Source organism: Paraburkholderia phytofirmans OLGA172 (genome assembly GCF_001634365.1).
In the GTDB taxonomy this organism is placed as follows: Bacteria; Pseudomonadota; Gammaproteobacteria; order Burkholderiales; family Burkholderiaceae; genus Paraburkholderia.
Window position 1 is genome coordinate 415,250 of record NZ_CP014578.1, and the last position, 19,432, is coordinate 434,681.

The 19,432-nt window shown below is 61.9% G+C and carries 16 protein-coding genes and 1 pseudogene; 11 read left to right on the top strand and 6 right to left on the bottom strand.

Annotated elements, in window-relative coordinates:
- Window positions 1-2 precede the first annotated feature (2 nt).
- The 4 genes and pseudogenes from AYM40_RS41790 to AYM40_RS01860 form a co-directional block, all read right to left on the bottom strand.
- Complete coding sequence (locus AYM40_RS41790; RefSeq protein WP_167378501.1) at window positions 3-179, bottom strand: hypothetical protein; 177 nt, start codon at window positions 177-179, stop codon at window positions 3-5.
- Window positions 180-203: 24 nt separating this feature from the next.
- Complete coding sequence (locus AYM40_RS01850) at window positions 204-1,586, bottom strand: c-type cytochrome (RefSeq protein WP_063494721.1); 1,383 nt, start codon at window positions 1,584-1,586, stop codon at window positions 204-206.
- The gene (locus AYM40_RS01855) at window positions 1,583-2,299 is read right to left on the bottom strand and encodes a c-type cytochrome (protein ID WP_063494722.1); all 717 of its coding nucleotides are present in this window, start codon (window positions 2,297-2,299) and stop codon (window positions 1,583-1,585) included. The genes AYM40_RS01850 and AYM40_RS01855 overlap by 4 nt, the downstream gene beginning before the upstream one ends.
- Window positions 2,300-2,826: 527 nt before the next feature.
- Window positions 2,827-3,480, bottom strand: a pseudogene (locus AYM40_RS01860) (LysR family transcriptional regulator); the annotation flags it as partial.
- Window positions 3,481-3,512: 32 nt separating this feature from the next.
- Here AYM40_RS01860 and AYM40_RS01865 point away from each other — a divergent pair.
- The 8 genes from AYM40_RS01865 (at window position 3,513) to AYM40_RS01900 (ending at window position 13,856) form a co-directional block, all read left to right on the top strand.
- Window positions 3,513-3,950, top strand: a complete 438-nt coding sequence (locus AYM40_RS01865; RefSeq protein WP_420488485.1) for an MFS transporter — start codon at window positions 3,513-3,515, stop codon at window positions 3,948-3,950.
- 210 nt (window positions 3,951-4,160) lie between these two features.
- Window positions 4,161-4,817 carry a response regulator transcription factor gene (locus AYM40_RS01870; protein WP_063494724.1) on the top strand — a complete coding sequence of 219 codons (657 nt, stop codon included), beginning with the start codon at window positions 4,161-4,163 and terminating at the stop codon, window positions 4,815-4,817.
- Between the two features lie 151 nt (window positions 4,818-4,968).
- Window positions 4,969-5,661 carry a response regulator transcription factor gene (locus AYM40_RS01875; protein WP_063494725.1) on the top strand — a complete coding sequence of 231 codons (693 nt, stop codon included), beginning with the start codon at window positions 4,969-4,971 and terminating at the stop codon, window positions 5,659-5,661.
- 111 nt (window positions 5,662-5,772) lie between these two features.
- Window positions 5,773-6,417, top strand: coding sequence for a response regulator transcription factor (locus tag AYM40_RS01880; RefSeq protein ID WP_063494726.1), 645 nt, complete (start codon window positions 5,773-5,775; stop codon window positions 6,415-6,417).
- Between the two features lie 244 nt (window positions 6,418-6,661).
- A complete protein-coding gene (aqpZ, locus tag AYM40_RS01885; RefSeq protein WP_063494727.1) occupies window positions 6,662-7,408 on the top strand; it encodes an aquaporin Z in 747 nt (248 codons plus the stop codon).
- A gap of 32 nt (window positions 7,409-7,440) precedes the next feature.
- The gene (locus tag AYM40_RS01890) at window positions 7,441-11,895 is read left to right on the top strand and encodes an ATP-binding protein (RefSeq protein WP_236720881.1); all 4,455 of its coding nucleotides are present in this window, start codon (window positions 7,441-7,443) and stop codon (window positions 11,893-11,895) included.
- 432 nt (window positions 11,896-12,327) lie between these two features.
- A complete protein-coding gene (locus AYM40_RS01895; protein WP_063494728.1) occupies window positions 12,328-12,762 on the top strand; it encodes a CHRD domain-containing protein in 435 nt (144 codons plus the stop codon).
- Between the two features lie 119 nt (window positions 12,763-12,881).
- On the top strand, window positions 12,882-13,856 hold the full coding sequence (locus AYM40_RS01900; protein ID WP_063494729.1) for an alpha/beta hydrolase: 975 nt from the start codon (window positions 12,882-12,884) through the stop codon (window positions 13,854-13,856).
- Here AYM40_RS01900 and AYM40_RS01905 read toward each other — a convergent pair.
- On the bottom strand, window positions 13,826-14,668 hold the full coding sequence (locus AYM40_RS01905; protein WP_063494730.1) for an EcsC family protein: 843 nt from the start codon (window positions 14,666-14,668) through the stop codon (window positions 13,826-13,828). The two genes, AYM40_RS01900 and AYM40_RS01905, sit on opposite strands and share 31 nt — an antisense overlap.
- Window positions 14,669-14,808: 140 nt before the next feature.
- Between AYM40_RS01905 and AYM40_RS01910 the strand changes: the two genes are divergently transcribed.
- Window positions 14,809-16,404, top strand: coding sequence for an MDR family MFS transporter (locus tag AYM40_RS01910; RefSeq protein ID WP_063494731.1), 1,596 nt, complete (start codon window positions 14,809-14,811; stop codon window positions 16,402-16,404).
- A gap of 32 nt (window positions 16,405-16,436) precedes the next feature.
- Window positions 16,437-16,979, top strand: coding sequence for a MarR family winged helix-turn-helix transcriptional regulator (locus AYM40_RS01915; protein ID WP_063494732.1), 543 nt, complete (start codon window positions 16,437-16,439; stop codon window positions 16,977-16,979).
- A gap of 135 nt (window positions 16,980-17,114) precedes the next feature.
- Here the strand turns inward: AYM40_RS01915 and AYM40_RS01920 are convergent, their stop codons facing one another.
- Window positions 17,115-18,392 carry an amino acid deaminase gene (locus AYM40_RS01920; RefSeq protein ID WP_063494733.1) on the bottom strand — a complete coding sequence of 426 codons (1,278 nt, stop codon included), beginning with the start codon at window positions 18,390-18,392 and terminating at the stop codon, window positions 17,115-17,117.
- Between the two features lie 146 nt (window positions 18,393-18,538).
- On the opposite strand from AYM40_RS01920, the gene AYM40_RS01925 reads away from it, so the two are divergent.
- Window positions 18,539-19,429, top strand: a complete 891-nt coding sequence (locus AYM40_RS01925) for a MurR/RpiR family transcriptional regulator (RefSeq protein WP_063494734.1) — start codon at window positions 18,539-18,541, stop codon at window positions 19,427-19,429.
- Window positions 19,430-19,432 lie beyond the last annotated feature (3 nt).

Genomic DNA, 19,432 nt, shown 5'->3' on the forward strand with positions numbered 1-19,432 from the left:
AGTCAGTGGATGACGCCGCGCGGCAGAAAGACAAGAAAGTAGAAGCCGAACCAGATCGCCATGACGATCAGCGTGGCGACACCGGCCACGGCAATCGCACCATGCGGACCGGCCGCGACGACGCGTTCCACTTCTTCATCCGTCGGCGGGGCCGCGCTGCGGGTATCGTTCGCTTCCATCTAAAGATTCTCCAGTGCAGCAGTTCAATGCAGCGGCGCCTTGCGCAACTCGTTGACCTCGCGGGACGTCACCGGCTGGCCATGATTACCCCACGCAGTGCGGATATACGTGACGACGGCGGCGGCATCGGTGTCGTTCAGTTCCTGCCCGAAAGGCGGCATGCCGTATGGCTCGGGATTGCGCATGGTGCCGGGCGGGAAGCCACCATTCAGCACGATGCGGATCGGATTGACCGCGGAGTCCATTTCGATCGACTCGTTACGTGCGAGCGGCGGGTAATGCTGCAACTGGCCCTCGCCGTTCGCGCCGTGGCACAGGGCGCACTTGTCGGCGTAGATCTTTTCGCCAAGCGCGAACACGTTGGTATTGGTTGGCGCGGACGGCCCCGACTTGCGGCCTTGATTGTTCGGCAGCGTCTTCAAGTAGACGGCCATCGCCTTGACGTCTTCTTCTGTCATGTACTGAAGGCTGTGATAGGTGACTTCGCCCATCGGCCCGTACACGGCGCCGCGATCGGAAATGCCGGCCTGCAGCAGATCGACAATGTCCTTGATGCTCCAGTCGCCGAGACCGCCGTCCTTATCTGAGGTGAGCGATGGTGCGTACCAGTTTTGCACTGGAATCAGACCGCCGGCGAACTGCTCGCTTTGCGACGAGCCGCCGAGCATGTTGATCTTGGTGTGGCACATCGTGCAGTGCCCGAGCCCTTCGACCAGATACGCGCCGCGATTCCATTCGACCGATTTGGTCGGGTCCGGCTGGAACTCGCCTTCGCGGAAATACAGCGTGCGCCAGCCGTATAGCAGCTTGCGCTGGTTGAACGGGAAACTCAGCGCGTGCTTGTGATTCTGCTCGCGCACCGGTGTCACGGACTTCAGATAGGCGAAGATCGCGTTCGAGTCTTCACGGGTGACCTTGGTGTACTGAGCGATTGGCATCGCGGGGTAGATCATGGTGCCGTCCGGTGCGAGGCCGGTGCGCATCATCTTGAAGAACGCTTCCTCGCTCCATGTACCGATGCCGTACTGCGCATCCGGCGTGATGTTCGGCGAATACAGCGTGCCGAACGGCGTCTCCATGGCGAGGCCGCCGGCGAACAGCTTGCCGCGCGGCGCGGTATGGCAGGCTACGCAGTCGCCGGCCCGCGCCAGATACTCGCCGCGTTTGACGATGTCGGGTCGGGTGTCGGCCTTGTCGCCAGTGGCCTTTGTGGTCGCGGCCGTGGGCGTGGTTTCGGCGGCGCTTGCTTCGGCGATCGGTAACGCACGCGGCGCGCCGGAAAGCGCGGCGCTGGCGGCGGTGATCAAGCCGGCGATCAGCAAGCCTGATACGAGCGACACAGCAGTGCAACGGCGCTTCGTCATGGCATACGAAACAGGGCGGATCGGGCGGAGGGTCGGCTTCATTGCGGTTGGCTCCCGCATGCGAGAGGCAGCCGTTCAGCGGACGCCGGCGCAGGTCGCGGATCGGCGGGGCGCGGTTGGCGTGCGAGCCAGCTCGATACCGCGGTGATGTCCTTGTCGGTCAGCCTGACGGCAATCGAATGCATACAGTCCGGAGCGAGCGCGTGACGCGTGCCCGAGCGCCACGTGCCCATCTGTCCGGCGATGTAGCTCGCATGCAGGCCGAGCAGGCCTGGAATGCCAGGTTGCGCACCCGTCATGCGTGCTCCATGACAAGCGATGCACGCCGGAATTTTGCGCGCCGGGTCGCCTTGGGTGACGAGCCGCTGTCCGGCTGCGAGCACGGCCGGTGCGACATCGGTGTGATCGGAATTGGGGTAGGGCGGTTGCAGGTCGGCGAAATACTGGCTGATCTTGCGCAGATAGTCGTCGGGCAGAAAGGCGAGCAGATAGCCCATTGGCGGATAAGTACGGCCGCCGTCGCGAAATGAGGTTAACTGATTAAACAGATAGTCGGCCGGTTTGCCCGCGATACGCGGGAAGTAATCGTTGTTCAGGCCTTGACCTTGCACGCCATGACACGAGGTGCAGGCGCGTACGCGCTCGTCCATGGCCGAGGGCATCGCGCCTGGTGCGTCAGTGGCTGCGAGCGCCGCACCACGCCACATGACGTAAAACACCAACAGGATCGAAAATCCGATAGTTCTACGATGCACGCCAAGCCTCGTTGGGGGAACGGTTATTTTCGCTATTTGTTTCTCACGCGTTCGCCCACGAATTCACTAATGGATTCGATGAACGATGCATGACAAGCCTGTTAATTCTTCTTTTATAACGACTGCATGGGCAGCGAATCGAAACGGATTTATTAAAAAGACGCGGTATTGAAGAGACGTGGCAATGCAATTGCTTTGCAAAACAGTGGGCCGCCTGAATGCGCCGATGAGAAGGGGCTTTCGGGCTGCGCTAATAACGCTTGATGTGTTTGGCAGACGCGTATCAGGTTGCAGGAATTTATTCGATACGTCAATAAAATTTGAGGGGCCAATCGTCGGTGTATTTGATTAGCATAGGCGTCGATCGGCGCGCCTTCAATATTTATTCCGCGTCTGGTTTGAGTGCCGGATTCTTCGTCGAATGCGCTCGATGCACTGCTCTACATGTCTGCCGGGATTCATGAGTCGCGAAGCGTGCATTGACGCCGAGCGCATCAACTGAAGAGACGCATCAATGCCGTGCGCACCGGCCGCGGACTGGCATCGGCCGCGCAGACCCATAGAAGTTTCTCTCGGCGCACCACCGTGCTTTGCGCACCGGCTCCGGCGCGCCGGCTGGAGGAGCGCGTGTTCCCGGTGACGAGCCGCAACGAGAGGCCGATGTCGTACGACGCATCGTCGCCCGCGCCGCTGTCGATCACGGCACTCGGCAGTACGGTGACGTGCAGCTTCAGGCGCGGGTGCTGTTCCGAAAACGTCTTGAGAATGCGCGCGATATCGAGAAGACGATAGTAGTCCGTAATGGCGATGCGCAGTTCGCCGTCGAGCGAGCGGCCTTGCAGGTCTTCGAAAGCCGCCTCGCTCATTGCAACGATACGACGCGCGTGGTCAAGCAGGCGGTTGCCGGCCGGCGTGGCAGACCCCCCCTGCTTGCTGCGCACGAAGAGCGGCTGGTCGGCGCGCTCTTCGAGTTTCTTCAACTGCTCGCTCACCGACGACTGCGCCAGGAACACGCGCTCCGCGCCCGCCGAGACGCTGCCCGATTCGGCGACGGCGACGAAGGTGCGCAGTTGCGTCAGGTCAAATTCGCGTTGACTAACGATTCGGCATATCCGATGGAAGTTATCTAAATTTCCGGATTTTCCGATGGTTGCCCCAGCCGTAGGACACCTCCAATTCATTCATTGCAGAGGCTGTCGTGGGAAACGATTCGATTGCTGCCGTGCCGGTAGCGGGTGAGCGTGCAGCGAGCCACCGGTGGAAGGTGCTGGGGGTCGGCTTTGCGGCGAACGCGAGTTTTTCGGCTGCCTTCTCAGGGATTCCGACCACAGCCATCTTTTCGCGTTCGGATTATCACCTCGGTAACGAAGGGCTGGGGTTGGTGCCAGGTATGCCCGGTTTGGGCATTGCGGTCAGCGAGCTGCCATGGGGACTCCTGACCGACCGCTGGGGCGACCGCCGCATGCTGCCGCTCGAACTTCTTTCGACTGCCGCGGCGCTGGCCGGGCCGGCATTGTTCGTGGTGCCATCCGGCGCGCACGTGCCGAACGTGGCGACGCTCGCAGGGACGAGCCGCGCAGGCACCGCACTCGCGATCGGCAACACCTGCGTCTTTCTCACACTGTTCCTGACGTATATTCGATTCGCATAATTACGTATTCCTACTCTGATAGCGCCGCAACGGACTATCAAATTGTCTGCCGGTTTCGGAACGCTCCGATTTTCTCCCGGTTATGGCGATGGTTCTATGGCCACCCTTGGCACATCATCCCAAGCAGGGAGGACGTCAAGGCAAGTGTGAAGCGAGTGGGATTTTCCCCTGCTTGTTCGCCGAATACACCTACACCAACCGAGAGAAATCATGGTGCAACTTCGAGTCATTCTGGCGGACGATCATCCTTTCGTTCTGCTCGGCATTCGGGCTGCGCTGGAAAGGCGTGCCGGTGTCACCATTGTCGGCGAAGCGGCTACACCTCGTTCATTGATCAAACTTTTGCAGAGCACGCCTTGCGACGTGCTCGTCACCGACCTGACGATGCCGGAGGCGTCTGGCGCGGTTGAAGACGGCCTGGATCTTGTCAGGCGAATCCGATGTGCATGGCCATCGTTGCGCATCGTCGTAATGACAGCTCTGACGAACGCCGCGATTCTGCGCGCCATCGTGTCGGATGTGGTAGTCAGTGCGCTCAGCAAAATGGAAACAACGGACGAGCTTTGGCAAGCGATCGAGGCGAGCGGCAGGGGCGAGGTTTACGTCGGCCGTTCTATCATCGAAGCGCTTGCCCGGCCCCGGGACGAAGCGAGCGATCCGCCGCCGGTTTCACGTTTGTCCCGCAGGCAGGCGGAAGTGATAAGAATGGTTGTGCGTGGTCAATCGATCTCCGAGATCGCGGTAGCGCTCGGATGTCATCGCCGAACCGTCAGCCGCCAAAAACGCGAAGCGATGGCTAAACTCGGCGTCACCAACGATCCCGGTCTGTTTGCTTATATCCGTGCGCATGGAGTTTATGAAAGTTAAATCGTATAGCTAATCAAATTGGATGAGAGGTTCATCGAGCCATTTCAGAGCGATCTTATTTCTATCTCCAGAAATGTGTTTAATGATCGCGACAGGGCCAGTTGCTCCGGAGAGAGCGACAGGTAATTCAGGTACGGGGGAGAACAAAACGATGAACGACAACGCCGACTCAAGCTCACCTGTTCGAACCATCATCGCAGACGATCATCCACTGGTTTTGTTGGCGATCGAGAATCTGATGGCGGGTTATCCGAATATGCAAATCGTCGGCCGTGCTGCCGACGCCACGGAACTCTTCAAGGAAGTGGATCGTATTCCATGCGACCTCGTTCTCATGGACCTCTACATGCCCGGCGGCTTCTACGGCGACGGACTGGAAGCCGTCAGGCAGTTCAAGGCCCGCTATCCCGATGTCGCACTTGTCGTACTCACCATGGAAACCGAAGCTACCGCGCTGAAAAGGGTCATCGCGCTCGGTGTCGATGGGTTGATCAGCAAACGCGACCGGATCGATCTGATTCATGTGGCGGTCGTCACGGCGCTGGCTCGTGAGTGCTATCTCGGGCCGGCGGTGCGATTGCTGATTGCCGACGCAACCGTCGCGCAGCGGCTCGATTTTGTCCGGGAAATGTTGTCGCGCCGCGAACTGGAGGTGTTCAAGCAATACGCTTCCGGGCTTGGTGTAACGGAGATCGCCGCTCGTCTTGGGCGTAGTGTCAAGACAATCAGTGCCCAGAAATGTACGGCGATGCGCAAGCTCGGCTTGCACAGCGACGCGGAGTTGTTCCGCTTCGCCGTCGAGCACGGCGTGATCTCTGAAGATTGCGTGCCAAACCGGCGCTAAGCCGACGAGACGTCATGCCGGTCCGGTGGCATGGCGAACATAAGATGTACTTGGCCCATCCCGGGGAGGCACGTCGCGTGCAGGGAGTGCCAGTCGATAAGACAATACAAAATGACACAAAAGATCCGCGTCATTGTGGCCGACGATCACGATTGCGTTCGTGTTGGCGTGATGCGCCTGCTGCGGACGGCACCCCATATCGAGATAGTCGGCGAGGCACCTGATACCCGGGCGCTGGCCGAGTTGCTCGACACCTACGCGTGCGACGTCGTCGTGTCGGATATTGGCATGCCGGGCATTGACGGTGCCAGCAACGTCGTGTCGTTCCTGCGTCGCCTGTTCCGGGCCCGGCCGCATCCCTGCGTCGTTGTGCTGACGATGATTTGCCACGCGCACATGCTTTCTGGATTGTTGCACCTCGGCGTGGCCGGAATTGTGGACAAACGCGACACTGCCACGTCGTTGATCGACGCGATCGAGGCGGCGGTGAGCGGCCGTGTTTACCTATCGGATCAGGTACGCGTCGCGATAGACACATCCGACGCGCCACCGCAACCGCGCGCGGGCGTGCTGAGCGCACGCGAATGGGAGGTCTTCCAGCTGTATGTGCAGGGTCTGGCAGTCCACGAAATTGCTGCACGTCTGCAGCGCAGCGGCAAGACCATCAGCACGCAGAAGCGGAGCGCGATGCGCAAGCTCGGTCTCGAGACAGAAAACGACCTCATCGACTATGCGAGACAGATAGGGTTGGCCTGACAGTAGTGTGAGAGAACTGATCCCGACCATTCGATTGTTCCTAGGACTTTAGGAGTCTTCTGATTGGTTGGGTGACGTTGCCGCTTCATAGTTCTGAATTAGCTGAGGCTCGACTTCCAACGCCCGCTTGACGAAAGCAGTCATTTCGCCATGCAGTGCACTGCCGAGCCTGGAACATTCAGGCGGATTGTTAGCGGCTCGCGTGCGGCGCCGTCTGCCATTTGCACAAACACTGGGAGGCGGGATGATAGCGCTAGGCAAGCGGTTATTGGTCGAGGGGGTCGGGACGGCCTGGGTGGTGTTCATCGGCTGCGGCAGCATCGTATTGAATACCGGCGCGGTCCAGCAAGGCTACGGCGTGCTCGAGGTGTCCATTGCGTTCGGTCTCGCGCTCGTCACGGCGAGCTACGCATTCGGCACCGTCTCCGGCGCGCACTTCAATCCGGCAGTCACGATAGGCTTCACGGTCGCGCACCGTTTCCCGGTTCGGGATCTGCTGCCCTATATTGCCGCCCAGATTCTCGGGGCCATCGCAGCCGCTGCACTGCTCGCTTATGTCGCGAGCGGCCGCCCCGGCTTCGAACTGGCCGCGAGCGAATTCGCGGCGAACGGTTTCGGCGACCATTCTCCGGCCGACTATCAACTTCATTCCGCGCTCGTCGTCGAGCTTGCACTGTCGTTCGCTTTCGTCATGGTGAGTCTGATGGCGGCTTGCCGGCGAAGGTTGAGGCCGTTCGCGCCTCTGGTCACCGGCGCGTGTCTGATGATCGCGTACATGGTGTCGATTCCGGTTACCAACGGCTCGATCAATCCTGCGCGTTCTACCGGTCAGGCGTTGTTTGTCGGCGACTGGGCGCTCGACCAGCTTTGGCTGTTCTGGGCTGCGCCATTGCTGGGCGGTGTCGCTGCCGGTGCGCTGTTTTCATTTCTGTGCGGCAAGTCCGGCCGGCATGCTGCGTCGTTCGCTCACGGGCAGGGTGAGGTCGCGTGAGCGCTGCCTGGTCTTATTTCATGGTGTCCTCTATGAAACGCCCGAGCGGTGTCGTGATGAGGCAGCTACTGCGACGTGTAGTGCAGTGCCTGTTTGCAATGTTCGTGTTTGTCGTCATGCAGATGCAGCCGGCAGTAGCCCAGCCGTTCACCGGTCAATCGCATCCGTCAGTCGGCGGCGCCTTTCCTGCCACGTTGACCGTCGGCGTTCTGGCTAGCGGGTGGTTGCCTTTCGACGAGCTTCAGGACGGTCAGCTAACCGGCTTGAGTGCCGACTATCTGCGCGCACTGGTTGGGCCGAACGTCGTGATCGAGCCGAAAGTGTTTCCTGACATGCCGCAACTGCTGGCCGCGGCCTGCGCCGGCAACGTCGATCTGGTCATGAGCCTCGCTCGCACGCCCGAGCGGGAACGCTGCTTCAGCTTCACCGCGCCGTACTTTCGGGCGTCCGCAGCGGTGGCGGTGCGCCGCGACGGTGACGGGTACGCGAGCGCTGCTGAGCTTGCCGGCGCGCGCCTCGCGGTAGAGAAAGGGTTTGCGCTGGAACGCTCGTTGCGCGAGCGCTTCCCACGCGCCCAGCTTCAAACCTTCGCCAGTACGCACGCGGCGCTCCAGGCAGTCCTGCAGGGCGATGCCGACGCCTATCTCGGCTTTACTCCCGCCGTTCAGTACGCGCTGAACACTGAGGAGTTCCGCGGACTGCGCGTCGCCTTCGAGGAAAGCGGCAGACTCGCTGACTTGCGCTTTGCCGTGCCGCGCAGCCGAGTGGCGTTGCGTAACCAGCTCGATCGCGCGCTCGCGTCAATGAATCCGGCCGACGACACGGCGATCCGCGTGCGCTGGCTATCCGGCAGCTTCGATGCACAGGCGGCGTCCACTGCACGGCGCCTCGTGCTGACGCCGCAGGAGCAAGCCTGGCTACGTTCGCTGCCGCCGTTGCAGGTGGGTTTCGATAGCGGCTGGCCGCCTTTCAGTTTTGTCGACGAGTCCGGCCATCCCGCCGGCATTGCCGCCGAATATCTGGACTATCTGAGCCGTGCGTTGGGTATCGTGTTCAACCGTGCCCACACGGCCGACTGGCCCGCGACCATCGAAGCGTTTCAGCACGGCGATCTGGCGATTCTGGCCACCTCTTCCAGTAACGATCCACGTCTGAAGAACGCGCTGCACACCCGTGCATACGAAAGCTATCCGCTAGTGATCGTCGGGCGTGAAGACGAACCGGCCGCGCGCGCGCTCAACGATTTCGCCTCGCGGCGGATTGTGGTCTCGTCGCATATCGCCGGCTCGATTCCGCTCGCGATCGACAGTATTCCGGCGGCCAACATCACCGTCGCGCCCAGTCTGGACGACGCCCTCAAGATGGTCGAGAACGGCCAGGCAGACGTACTGGTTGGCAACGTAGCCGCCGTTGATATCGTCCTCAAGCAACGTTACGCCGGTGTGCTCAAGATCCTCGGTACGGTCGGCGAATCCGACGCGCTCGGCTTTGCGGTGCGCTCTGATCTGAGCCCGCTCGCCGGTTTGATCGACCGTGCGTTGCTGGCCATGCCGCCGGCCGAGAAGCAGCGCATCCGGCAAAAGTGGGTGACCGGCGGTGCAGGAGAGTCGGGAACATGGAGCGTTACCGCGGTGCGTCTTCTGCCGTTGCTCATCGTCATCGGTATCGTATTGCTGGTCACGCTGCGCGCTTATCTGCTGCTGCAACGTGAAGTCAGATTGCGCAAGCAGACTGAACGCGAACTGGCGCAACAGCTGAACTTTCAGGAAACCATGATGGAGATGGTTCCCTATCCGCTCGTCGCCAAGGATCTGGATGGGCGCTACATCGCGATTAACCGGGCGTATGAAGAAGCGTGTGGTTTGCGCCGCGAAGCCGTGATCGGGCGCACGGCCGCGGACGTAGAGGCGTGGGGCGAAGCCAACAGCCGCGTTCTGGAAGAACTCACACGCAAGATGCTGATAGACGGCGAGCCAGCACAGGCGGAACTTCAGTTTGAACGCGGCACAGGCGACCTGCGGCACGGCCTGTTCTGGACGCGGATCTGTCACAGCAGCGACGGCACGCCGAGCTGTGTGCTCGGAACGATGGTCGACATTACCGATATCCGGCGTGCTGAAATGCTCGCTCGCGAAACCGAGCTGCGCCTTTTCGACGTCACGCGCTCATTGCCGGCCGTCGTATTTCAACTGCGCCGCACCGCGGAAGGCGCGTATTCGTTTCCGTATATCGGCGGCGACACTCGACATCTGCTGGGTGGCGGCCGTAGCTCGTCGATGAGCCGCGAAGAAATCGATTTTGGACGCGTATGCGAAGAAGACCGACCCTTCGTGCTGGCCGAGCTGGAACGATCGGCTGGTTGCGAAGCTCCGGTGAATATGGAGTTTCGTTTCGAAGCCGAGTGTGAACTCAGGTGGGCGCGCGCGGAACTGGTGCCGCGCCGCGAGAAGGATGGCAGCGTTGTGTGGAGCGGCTATTGGGTGGACGCGAGCGTTGAGCACGCCAGGTCCGAGGAGCTCGCGCGAGCGCGCGACGCGGCCGAAGCCGCCTCGCGCGCAAAAGATGACTTCGTCGCGATGATGAGCCACGAAATCCGTACGCCGATGAACGGCGTGCTCGGCCTCGTCGAAGTGCTGGAGCGGAGCCCGCTCAATGCGGATCAAGCGGAAATGCTGAGCATGATCCACGAGTCGGCGGGTGCATTGCTCCAGATCCTGGACGATCTGCTCGACTATTCGAAGATCGAAGCGGGACGGCTGACTATCGAAGCCGAACCCATCGACATGCGCGAGCTGGTCGACAACGCCGTCGGTTTGCTCGCGGGTCGTGCCCACGAAAAGGGGTTGAAAGTACGCGTGGACATCGCGCCCGAAGTTGCGGCTACGCTACGTGGCGACAGCGTGCGAGTGCGGCAAATTCTCTTCAATTTGCTCGGCAATGCCATCAAGTTCACGCCGGAGGGCGAGGTCGACGTGCAGGTTGCGGTCGTCGATCAGACCGGCAACGCTCAGACGCTCGAGATGATGGTCGAGGACACCGGCATCGGCATCGCACCGGAGGTGCAGGCGCGGCTGTTCGAGCCGTTCGTGCAGGCGGAGACGTCTACCACTCGCCGCTTCGGCGGTACCGGTCTTGGCCTGACGATCTGCCGCAAGCTGATCGATCTGATGAACGGCACCCTCGAATTGCGTAGCGAACCTGGGGTCGGTACGCGTATGACCGTGCGCCTCACCATGCCTGTGGAATCGCAGCGCTATTCCGTGAGCGGCTTGCGTGGGAGGCGCGGCGTCGTGGCGACGGGTGACGCACGGGTCGCGCAGGCGCTGATGCATTTCGGTCAGGCTCTCGGGCTCGAGTTGCGCCACGTGTCGCCTGATGCAGCCGAACTTGGCGATCCAGCCGCCCTGGCGGGCGTAGATATGATTTTCGTGACTGAAGATGTGGCGCTGCCAGCGAGCGCCGAGCCCGGTTCGCGGATCATCTGCCTGACCGAGAAGCCGAAGCCGACCGGCTACCGCATCCTCGAGAACAAGGTGCGCGTCAGTATCAATCCCATCTCGTGGCGTGGCCTCGGCGCGGCGTGCGCTGCGGCGATGACGGGGCTGCCTTCGGTGGCGCCGCGTGCAGCCGGCATGCCGCGCATGACTGAAGGCGCCAATGTGCCGCCGGACCGCGAACGGGCAATTGCCAGCGGACGGCTGATTCTGGTTGCGGAAGACCATCCGGTCAATCAGGAGCTGATCCGTCATCAACTGGCCTTGCTCGGTTTTGCCTGCGACGTGGCGAACGACGGCGTGGAGGCACTGGCCGCGCTCGAACAAACCAGCTACGGATGCCTGATCACGGACTGCCACATGCCGAACCTGTCCGGCTACGAGCTGGCGCGGCGTATCCGGGAGCGGGAACAGAATGGCGCGCACCATCTGCCGATCCTGGGGATTACCGCGAACACCGCGCCGGAAGACCTGAAGCTATGTCGTGACGCGGGCATGGATGACTGCCTTGTCAAGCCGACGCGGCTTGCCACGCTGCGCGACTATCTGAGCCGCTGGTTTGGCACTGACAGCGCATGGCAAGCCGTACCCGCAGACACTGTCAGCGCGCCGCCGATTGCCGGGCCGAATGCGGGCGGCGGCCCCGAGCCATTCGTTCCGGTCGACCTGGATCACATGACGCGGTTGTGGGGGAGCGAATCGACCGTGAAGGCATTGCTCGATTCGTTCGTTTCTTCTGTGCGCGAAGACGTGCAGGCATTGTCGCCGCTACTCGAGCGCATTGAGGTCGAGCGTCTGCGCGAATGGCACCATCGCGTGGCAGGGGCGGTGAGCGTATTGCAGTATCCGCCACTGCTCAGCGCGTTGGAAGATTACCGCCGGGACATCACCGTCAAGACGCCGGAACGCTTGCGCAGCGACGGCTTGGCGTTGGCGCGCAAGTGTAATGCGATGCTGGATGGAATTGAGGAGCAGGCCGCATTGCTCGCATGACGCTGCTTCGCACGTCGGCGAGGTGGGGCCGCAGCGCCTCGGCTGAGCGATCGCATTGGCGCGCGCGAAAAAGTGAGTCTGCGCGGCGAATTGGGCGGGCGAAAAAAAACGCGGCCGAAGCCGCGTTAAAGATTTGGAGACATCCCTCGATGAAGGAGTCACTTCTCGCAGGCCGAAGCATAACCGGGATGGCGCAAAAGATTCATTACAAAATTTGAAATTAACTGTTTGCAAAATTCGATGAAAGCATCGCCCCCGCGCTGTTTCGAGAATAGTCGACGGTGAATTCTACCGACGAGTGCTGCCTGGCGAAGACCCCCTTGTCATATGGCCCCTGACGCAAACAGGTTCGAAGGATTTGCACTAGTATGTGCTTGCTTCGCACGTGGCCGAAATGTCGGTGCGGCGGTGCATCAAAGTCCGGAGAAGACCATGACCGCGCTTCGAAAACTGAAATTCGCTGTGGTGCTGTGGGCATTGGCGTCGGGCGTCGCCTTTGCGGATAGGGTGGCGTTGAAGGCCGATCTCGAACCGTCGAGCGAAGTGCCGCCGCGCGTGAGTCACGGGCACGGCATGCTGAACGCCACGTTCGATACGTCGACCAAGGCCCTGCAATGGACGATCACCTATGAAGGGCTGAGTGGCCCGGCAACCGCCGCACATTTCCACGGTCCCGCGCCGGTCGGGCAGAACGCCAGGATCCAGGTGCCGATCGGGAAGGACGCGCTCGCGAGTCCGATCAAAGGATCGGCGGCGCTCACCGAACAGCAGGTGACGGACCTCATGGCGGGGCAGTGGTACTTCAATGTCTATACCGCGCAGAATCCAACGGGCGAGATTCGCGGGCAGGTTTTGCCGGCGAACTAAGCAAGAGGAAAGCGGTGCCCGGTGGCGCGGGCGCTTTTTCAGGATTAGAAGCCGTCGTCCACCGGCGCAGCGGCGAACCCACGTACCATGACGGGACACTATCCAGGGAGCGCGTCCCAATGAGCTGGCAAAGTGCATTCGCGTGCTGGTATCTGCGCAGGCAGTTTCGACCGCAAACCCTGAAGCCGGGCGTCGATGTCGAGAGAGCGCGTGCGCTGACGGCCAAACGTGCATGGTCGCCGCGCGTGCCAGGCGGCTGGCGTCTGCGCGAATTGTACGGACCGGGCGATCGGCCGATGCAGGGTGAGTGGATCGAGCGCGCCGATGGCGCATCGAGCTTCGCGAGCAGCTCTACCGTGCTGTATTGCCATGGCGGCGGCTACTACTTCTGTTCGCCGCGCACACATCGTTCTGTCGTATTCGGTTTGGCCACACGTGCGAATGCACCGGTCTTTTCCCTCGATTACCGGCTCGCACCGGAGCACCGTTTTCCGGCCGCACTCGACGACGCGGCCGCGGCCTACCGTCAACTGGTCGCGAATGGCACGCCGCCAGAGTCGATCGTGATCGCGGGCGATTCAGCGGGCGGTGGCCTTGCGCTCGCTGCGCTGGTCGCCTTGCGCGACGCCGGCGATCCGTTGCCCGCGGGCTGCCTGCTGTTCTCGCCGTGGACCGATCTGGCCGCGACAGGCGCCACCATCCGTACCAACGACGGACTCGATCCCATGTTCAGCGGTCCCGCTATTGGGCCGGCAGCGAGGATTTATCTCGGCGAAACGCCCGCGACGCACCCCTACGCTTCGCCGGTCTATGCCGATCTGCACGGCTTGCCGCCGCTCTTCATCATGGCAGGCAGCACCGAGGTATTGCTCGACGATTCGCAACGCGTTGCCGACAAGGCGCGCGCGGCGGGCGTCGACTGCGAATTCGAAGTGTGGAAGAACATGCCGCACGTCTGGCCATTGTTCACACCGTTCATCCCCGAAGGCGGTCGCGCGCTCGATCGCGCCGCGGCATTCGTGCGGCGCGTGACGAGTGCAACGAGCGCGCGCGGCACGGCTGCTCAGCCATCCAGCGTGACGTCCATCGCCTGATAGGCGGCCTCGACCGTTTCCTGGCCGTATTTCCGTTCCAGCCGCCGCACGGTGAAGTGGCCGTGCGCGACCTGCTGGAAATGATCGATGAACACTGTATTGACCATCGCGCCGAGCACCGCGCCAATCGCCGGAATCGACTTGGCGGCGATCTGCTCGCTCACCTGCACCGAAAAGCGCGCGGCAATCGTGTTGAGCAGGCGCAGCAAGGCCGCGGAGCCATGCGCGGTGAAGCCTTTGGTCGCGATTTCGGATGAAGCCTTCGACACCGCCTGCGCCAGCGCGCCGCGCATGATGAAGTAGCCGAAGTCGGCGTCGTCCTGGGCTTTCGAAGTGCCGCCCATGCCGAGCACCGTCAGGCATTGCAACTGCGTGTCGATCGACGTCAGATCCTCGCCCTCGCTGCGCGCGATGTCGCAGATCGAGCGAAACATCAGCGTGGTCGTGACCGGCAGCTCGACGGGCAGCGCGAACAGACCAAATGCACCGCCGGCCGCGCCGGTGGTCGCCACAGCGAACTTGTGCAGCAGGTTGCTCGGCTTGTCGGGCACGATCAGGGGGGAGGCGCCGGCCTGCCGTCCAAGCGTGCGCAGCGCAATCGAGAGGCACTTGCGCAACGCCAGCTCCGTCGCATCCGTGACCTTTTCGTTAGCAAAAGCCGGCATGCGCGAGAGCAGCTTCTCGAGCGGCGCGCCGACTATGCTGGCCAGTTTCATCGCCAGCGCGGGGCTCTCCAGTTCGTGTTTCGCGCGTCGCAGCGCGCTCACGTCGTCGTCCGATAATGATTGTGCTGCGAGCGAACTCGGCTCCATGTGCCTCCCTGGCGTCAGGTGTGGTCCATTCTTCAGTCGATTGCCGGCGCAGTGAACCGTACCGGCGGGTTCCAGCTTAGAGCCTCACTGCGTGCTATGATTCCCAATCGTTTGACTGGTCAACTGTTGCGCTATCAAAAATGGCTGTCCATACCGCGGCCCACCACTCGAGTGGGCAAGTTTTACCTTTCCGCGAATCGCTACTGGCGATGCTCGGCATCTCCTTCGTCACGATGCTGGTGGCCCTCGACCAAACGGTGGTCGGTACCGCATTGCCCACTATCGTTTCGGAACTGAAGGGGTTCGAGCTTTACGCGTGGGTCGCCACGTCGTATCTGCTGACCTCGGTGATTACCGTGCCGATCTTTGGCCGGCTCGGCGATTACTACGGGCGCAAGCCATTCGTGATCGCATCGATCGTCGTGTTCACGGGGGCTTCGGTGTTATGCGGCGCCGCCAACAACATGCTGTTCCTCGTGCTCGCGCGCGGCTTGCAGGGCATCGGCGGCGGCATGCTGGTCGGCACCGCCTTCGCGTGCATTCCTGATCTTTTCCCCGACTCAGTTGTGCGACTGCGCTGGCAGGTAATGATGAGTTCGGCGTTCGGGATTGCGAACGCGGTGGGGCCGTCGCTCGGCGGCTTTCTCACGCAGTACTATGGCTGGCGCTCGGTGTTTTATGTGAATCTGCCGGTCGGCTTGTTGTCGCTGTTTTTCGTCTGGCGCTTCCTGCCGCATCTGCGGCACGTCGAGCACGAGGGCAAGATGCGGCTCGATTGGCCGGGTGCGCTGCTAATCGCGGTAGCGCTCGGCTCGCTGCAACTGTTCGTCGAGATGCTGCCGAAGCACGGCATCACCTTGAGCGCCTTCGCGCTGCTCGCACTGAGCGTCGCCTCGGCATACGGGTTGTGGCAGTGGGAAAAGCGTTGCTCGACGGCGATTCTGCCGGTGGATATGTTTCGTAATCGCAGTCTGGCGGCGCTCTTCACGCTTGCCGTGCTGGGCGGCTTCACGATGTTCTCGTTGCTGTTCTATGCGCCGTTGCTGTTCCAGGGCGGCTTCGGGATGTCGCCGAAAGAAGCGGGGCTCGTCATTACGCCGCTCGTCGTGTTCATCACGATCGGCAGTATTGCCAACGGCCGTATCGTCTCGCGTGTGCGCAATCCGAATCTGATGCTGTACATCGGCTTCGCGCTGGTGGCGCTGGCCTGTCTCGGCGTGGTCGTCGCGACGCGTTCCATGCCGCAATGGCTGCTGATGTCGTTCATGGTGCTCGGTGGCCTCGGTCTCGGTTTCGTGATGCCGAATCTGACGATCTTCGCGCAGCAGACAGCCGGCCGCGAACATCTTGGCATTGCCACCGCGTTGCTGCAGTCGCTGCGGATGATCGGCGGGATGATCGGCACGGCGCTGACCGGCACCCTGATTAGCCATATGTACGCGAGCGGCGTGCGCCGCGCGCTGGAGAACGATCACGCGTCGCAGTGGTTCTCCGATCTCGGCGACCCGCAAATCCTGATCAATCGCGACGCGCAAACCACCTTGCTTGGCCAGCTGACGCATGCAGGCCACAACGGTGCGATGCTGCTCGAGAGCGCGCGCGAGGCGCTCGTCGCCGCGATTCATCTGGGTCTCGCGCTGGCGGCGATCATCGCCGTGGTGTCCGTGTGGCAAAGCCGCCGTGTGCCGCCGATCAAGCTCCAGCGCAAGCTCGAGCCGGTGATTCACGCGGATTGATTTTTTTAGCCTTATCGTTTTACTGACAGATCATGGAAGAACAGGACCGCGTCGCCGTCATGCAGCAATTCGGCCGCACTTATCGGGCGTTCATGTCGGCGTTCGAGGCCCACGTTGGCCAGCCGTTGCCGCGCTGGCGCATTCTGCTCGCGCTGCACGAGCAGGCTGGCGAGTCGTCGCAGAAGCGGCTGGTCGAGCGCTTGCGCGTCGATCCGGGCGCGCTTACGCGGCAGTTGAAAACGCTCGAGGGTTTAGGCTGGATTGCTCGCAGCATGGATACGCGCGATAACCGAGTGACCAATGTGCGTTTGACCGAAGTGGGGCGGTCGGTGACTGAAGCCAGCCTGCCGCGCCGCAACGCGTTTTTGCACGACACGATGGCGGCATTGCCGGACGATGCGCTGGGTGCGCTGTCGGGGGCTTTGAAGATGCTGGAAGCGCGGATCGGCGATGTTGCGGCGACGGCTAATGCTGCAGGCGCGGCCTCTGCCGCTTCGCCGCAAGCGCCCGACGCGCCCGACGCGGCTGGCACGGCTGGCACGGCTGGCACGGCTGGCGCTGTCCCGGCAGGTTAGACCTCAGACACGAAAGCGCAGCCGATTCAGCGCCGCAGCCTCCGTGAACGGCACGACCTGAATCGAGGTCATGAACCTCATGAGCGTCACGAATGGCGCGCCACTTCACCGTGAAGCGCGCCGTTTGCATCAAGATCAGAAGAACGTTTCGATCACTTCCGTGACGCGGTAGGACGGATCGACCACCAGCACCTGACGCCACTTGTCGAACGTCAGACATGGGTGCGAGATGTCGAACGCGATCATGTCGCCCACTTTCAGATCGGTGCCGGCGGGAATCCGCAGATACGCGTGCTGATCCATCAGGCCGAAAATCTCCCAGCCTTCGCTCGCCGCGATATCGCGCGGCGCTTCGGTGCCCGGACGATAGTGGCGCGACGGTTCAGGCATGCCCGCATCGAAAGCGGAATCGCGTTTGCCGAGGCCGATGATCGCGCGATCCGGCTCCGGAATCGACTGCACGTACGCCCATAGTTGCAGCGCCGGCAACAAGCCTTCGCCCATTTTCTTCGCGACCGGATTGCGCGCGAAGACGTCTGTTTGCGCTTTGCGGTAGATGCCGACGTCATGCGTCAGATAGCAGCCGGGCCGCAGCACGACTTCGACCTTGCCGGTCTCCGAGGCCTTCACGAATTCTTCCGCGACCACGTCGTACCATGCCGAGCCGGCGCCTGACAAAACGGCGGGCGTGCGAGCAAAACGTCCCTCCTCGACAAGCGCGCGCGTCACAGCGACGGCGCTTTGCAGGAACTCGCGCACTTCGTGCTCTTCCTTTAGCACGCCTTCATACAACTCGACGCCCGCCAGCTTCAACACATTCGGATAGCGTGCGATTGCCTCGAGCACTGCGTTGCGCTGCGCTTCGTCGCGCACGCCGGTGCGGCCGCCGGGCACGCCGAGTTCGAGCAATACTTGCAGCGGCTTGCGTACCGAAGTGAAAAACTGACCCAGTTGCTCGACGCCTTCGGCGGAATCGACGAGGCAGAAGAATTCGAAATCAGGATCGCTCAGCAACTCGGCGACCATCATCATGTTGCGGCGGCCAACCAGCTGGTTGGCCATCAGAATTCTCGATACGCCGCCGTGATACGCCGCGCGCACCTGATGCGCGGTGGCGAGCGTGATGCCCCATGCGCCGGTTTCGAGCTGACGGCGAAACAGCTGCGGCGCCATGGTGGTTTTGCCGTGCGGCGCGAGCTTGACGCCGTATTCCGCGACGAACGCCTGCATCCACTTCAGATTGTGTTCCACCCGATCCGAGTACAGCACAGCGGCGGGCAGGCTCACGTCTTCGTTCAGCAGGTTCCACTCGAGGCGCGTGGCATCCGTGAGTTGGATACTGGTGCCCGGAACCATGCCCAAGCCCTTGCTATAAGGATCAATCGTCGCGCCATGATAGTTTGTAACTTTCATGTCTCCCTGCTCCATCGTCCAGTTAAATTGAATCAAAGTTGACTTTACTATGTTACCGAAAGTACGATGGTTGAAGAAATGTTATTTAGTACCAAAACTTGCCGGAGGCTCTTTGTAAGCCTTCGCGGGACACCCCACAGTCTGCAATGAATTCAACCGCCGAACCGCTGGCTTTCGATATCGTCGCGCGCATTGCCGAGTGCGCGCCGGAACTGCGTTCGGCCGAACGCAAGGTTGCGGCACTGATTCTCGATGATCTGACTGGCGCCTCGCGCGCCAGCATTGGCGCGCTCGCCCAGCAGGCAGAGGTGAGCGTCGCCACCGTGACCCGTTTTGCCAAGGCGGTGGGTTGCCGCGACGTGCGGGAGTTGAAGCTGCGACTCGCGCAGGCTGCAGCGGTGGGCCAGCGCTTCCTGCAAGTGGGTGGACCCACCGATGCCCCCGAGCCGATCGCCACCCGCGTATTCGACGAACTGCAAACTGCGCTTGCGCATAACCATCAGCTTCTTCGTCAGGCGCCTTTAGCCGAAGCGGCCGCCGCCTTGCGCGCCGCGCGAATGATTTACGTATTCGGCATGGGTGGCGGATCGACCGCATTGGCCGACGAGATGCGCTTCAGACTCGTGCGCCTTGGCCGCCCCGTCGCGACCTATCAGGACGGGTTGTTGCAGCGCATGGTGGCGAGTACCGTATCGCGCGAGTGTGTCGTGATCGCACTGTCCACTACCGGGCGCGTGCCTGAGATGGTCGAGAACTGCAAGATCGCGCGCAGCTACGGTGCGATTGTGATTGCGCTGACCGCGCCGGCTTCGCCTTTGGCCAAACTGGCCGATTGGGTGATCCCGATCGTCGCCTTTGAAACCGATTTCATCTACAAGCCGTCGTCGTCGCGCTACGCGATGATGATGGCGCTCGATGTGCTCGTCACCGAACTCGCCGTCAGCCAGGGTGACGAGAGCCGCGAATTGCTGCGCCGCATGAAGCACGCGCTCGACGCGCACCGTGGCGGCGGCGATCGACAACCGTTAGGAGACTGATCC

What these genes read in the sequence shown, in the direction of transcription:
- AYM40_RS01890 (WP_236720881.1), top strand. Translation starts at nt 7,441, where the DNA reads ATGAAACGCCCGAGCGGTGTCGTGATGAGGCAGCTACTGCGACGTGTA.
- AYM40_RS01875 (WP_063494725.1), top strand. Translation starts at nt 4,969, where the DNA reads ATGAACGACAACGCCGACTCAAGCTCACCTGTTCGAACCATCATCGCA.
- AYM40_RS01880 (WP_063494726.1), top strand. Translation starts at nt 5,773, where the DNA reads ATGACACAAAAGATCCGCGTCATTGTGGCCGACGATCACGATTGCGTT.
- AYM40_RS01915 (WP_063494732.1), top strand. Translation starts at nt 16,437, where the DNA reads ATGGAAGAACAGGACCGCGTCGCCGTCATGCAGCAATTCGGCCGCACT.
- AYM40_RS01910 (WP_063494731.1), top strand. Translation starts at nt 14,809, where the DNA reads ATGGCTGTCCATACCGCGGCCCACCACTCGAGTGGGCAAGTTTTACCT.
- AYM40_RS01900 (WP_063494729.1), top strand. Translation starts at nt 12,882, where the DNA reads ATGAGCTGGCAAAGTGCATTCGCGTGCTGGTATCTGCGCAGGCAGTTT.
- AYM40_RS01925 (WP_063494734.1), top strand. Translation starts at nt 18,539, where the DNA reads ATGAATTCAACCGCCGAACCGCTGGCTTTCGATATCGTCGCGCGCATT.
- AYM40_RS01895 (WP_063494728.1), top strand. Translation starts at nt 12,328, where the DNA reads ATGACCGCGCTTCGAAAACTGAAATTCGCTGTGGTGCTGTGGGCATTG.
- aqpZ (WP_063494727.1), top strand. Translation starts at nt 6,662, where the DNA reads ATGATAGCGCTAGGCAAGCGGTTATTGGTCGAGGGGGTCGGGACGGCC.
- AYM40_RS01850 (WP_063494721.1), bottom strand. Translation starts at nt 1,586, where the DNA reads ATGAAGCCGACCCTCCGCCCGATCCGCCCTGTTTCGTATGCCATGACG.
- AYM40_RS01870 (WP_063494724.1), top strand. Translation starts at nt 4,161, where the DNA reads ATGGTGCAACTTCGAGTCATTCTGGCGGACGATCATCCTTTCGTTCTG.
- AYM40_RS01905 (WP_063494730.1), bottom strand. Translation starts at nt 14,668, where the DNA reads ATGGAGCCGAGTTCGCTCGCAGCACAATCATTATCGGACGACGACGTG.
- AYM40_RS01920 (WP_063494733.1), bottom strand. Translation starts at nt 18,392, where the DNA reads ATGAAAGTTACAAACTATCATGGCGCGACGATTGATCCTTATAGCAAG.
- AYM40_RS41790 (WP_167378501.1), bottom strand. Translation starts at nt 179, where the DNA reads ATGGAAGCGAACGATACCCGCAGCGCGGCCCCGCCGACGGATGAAGAA.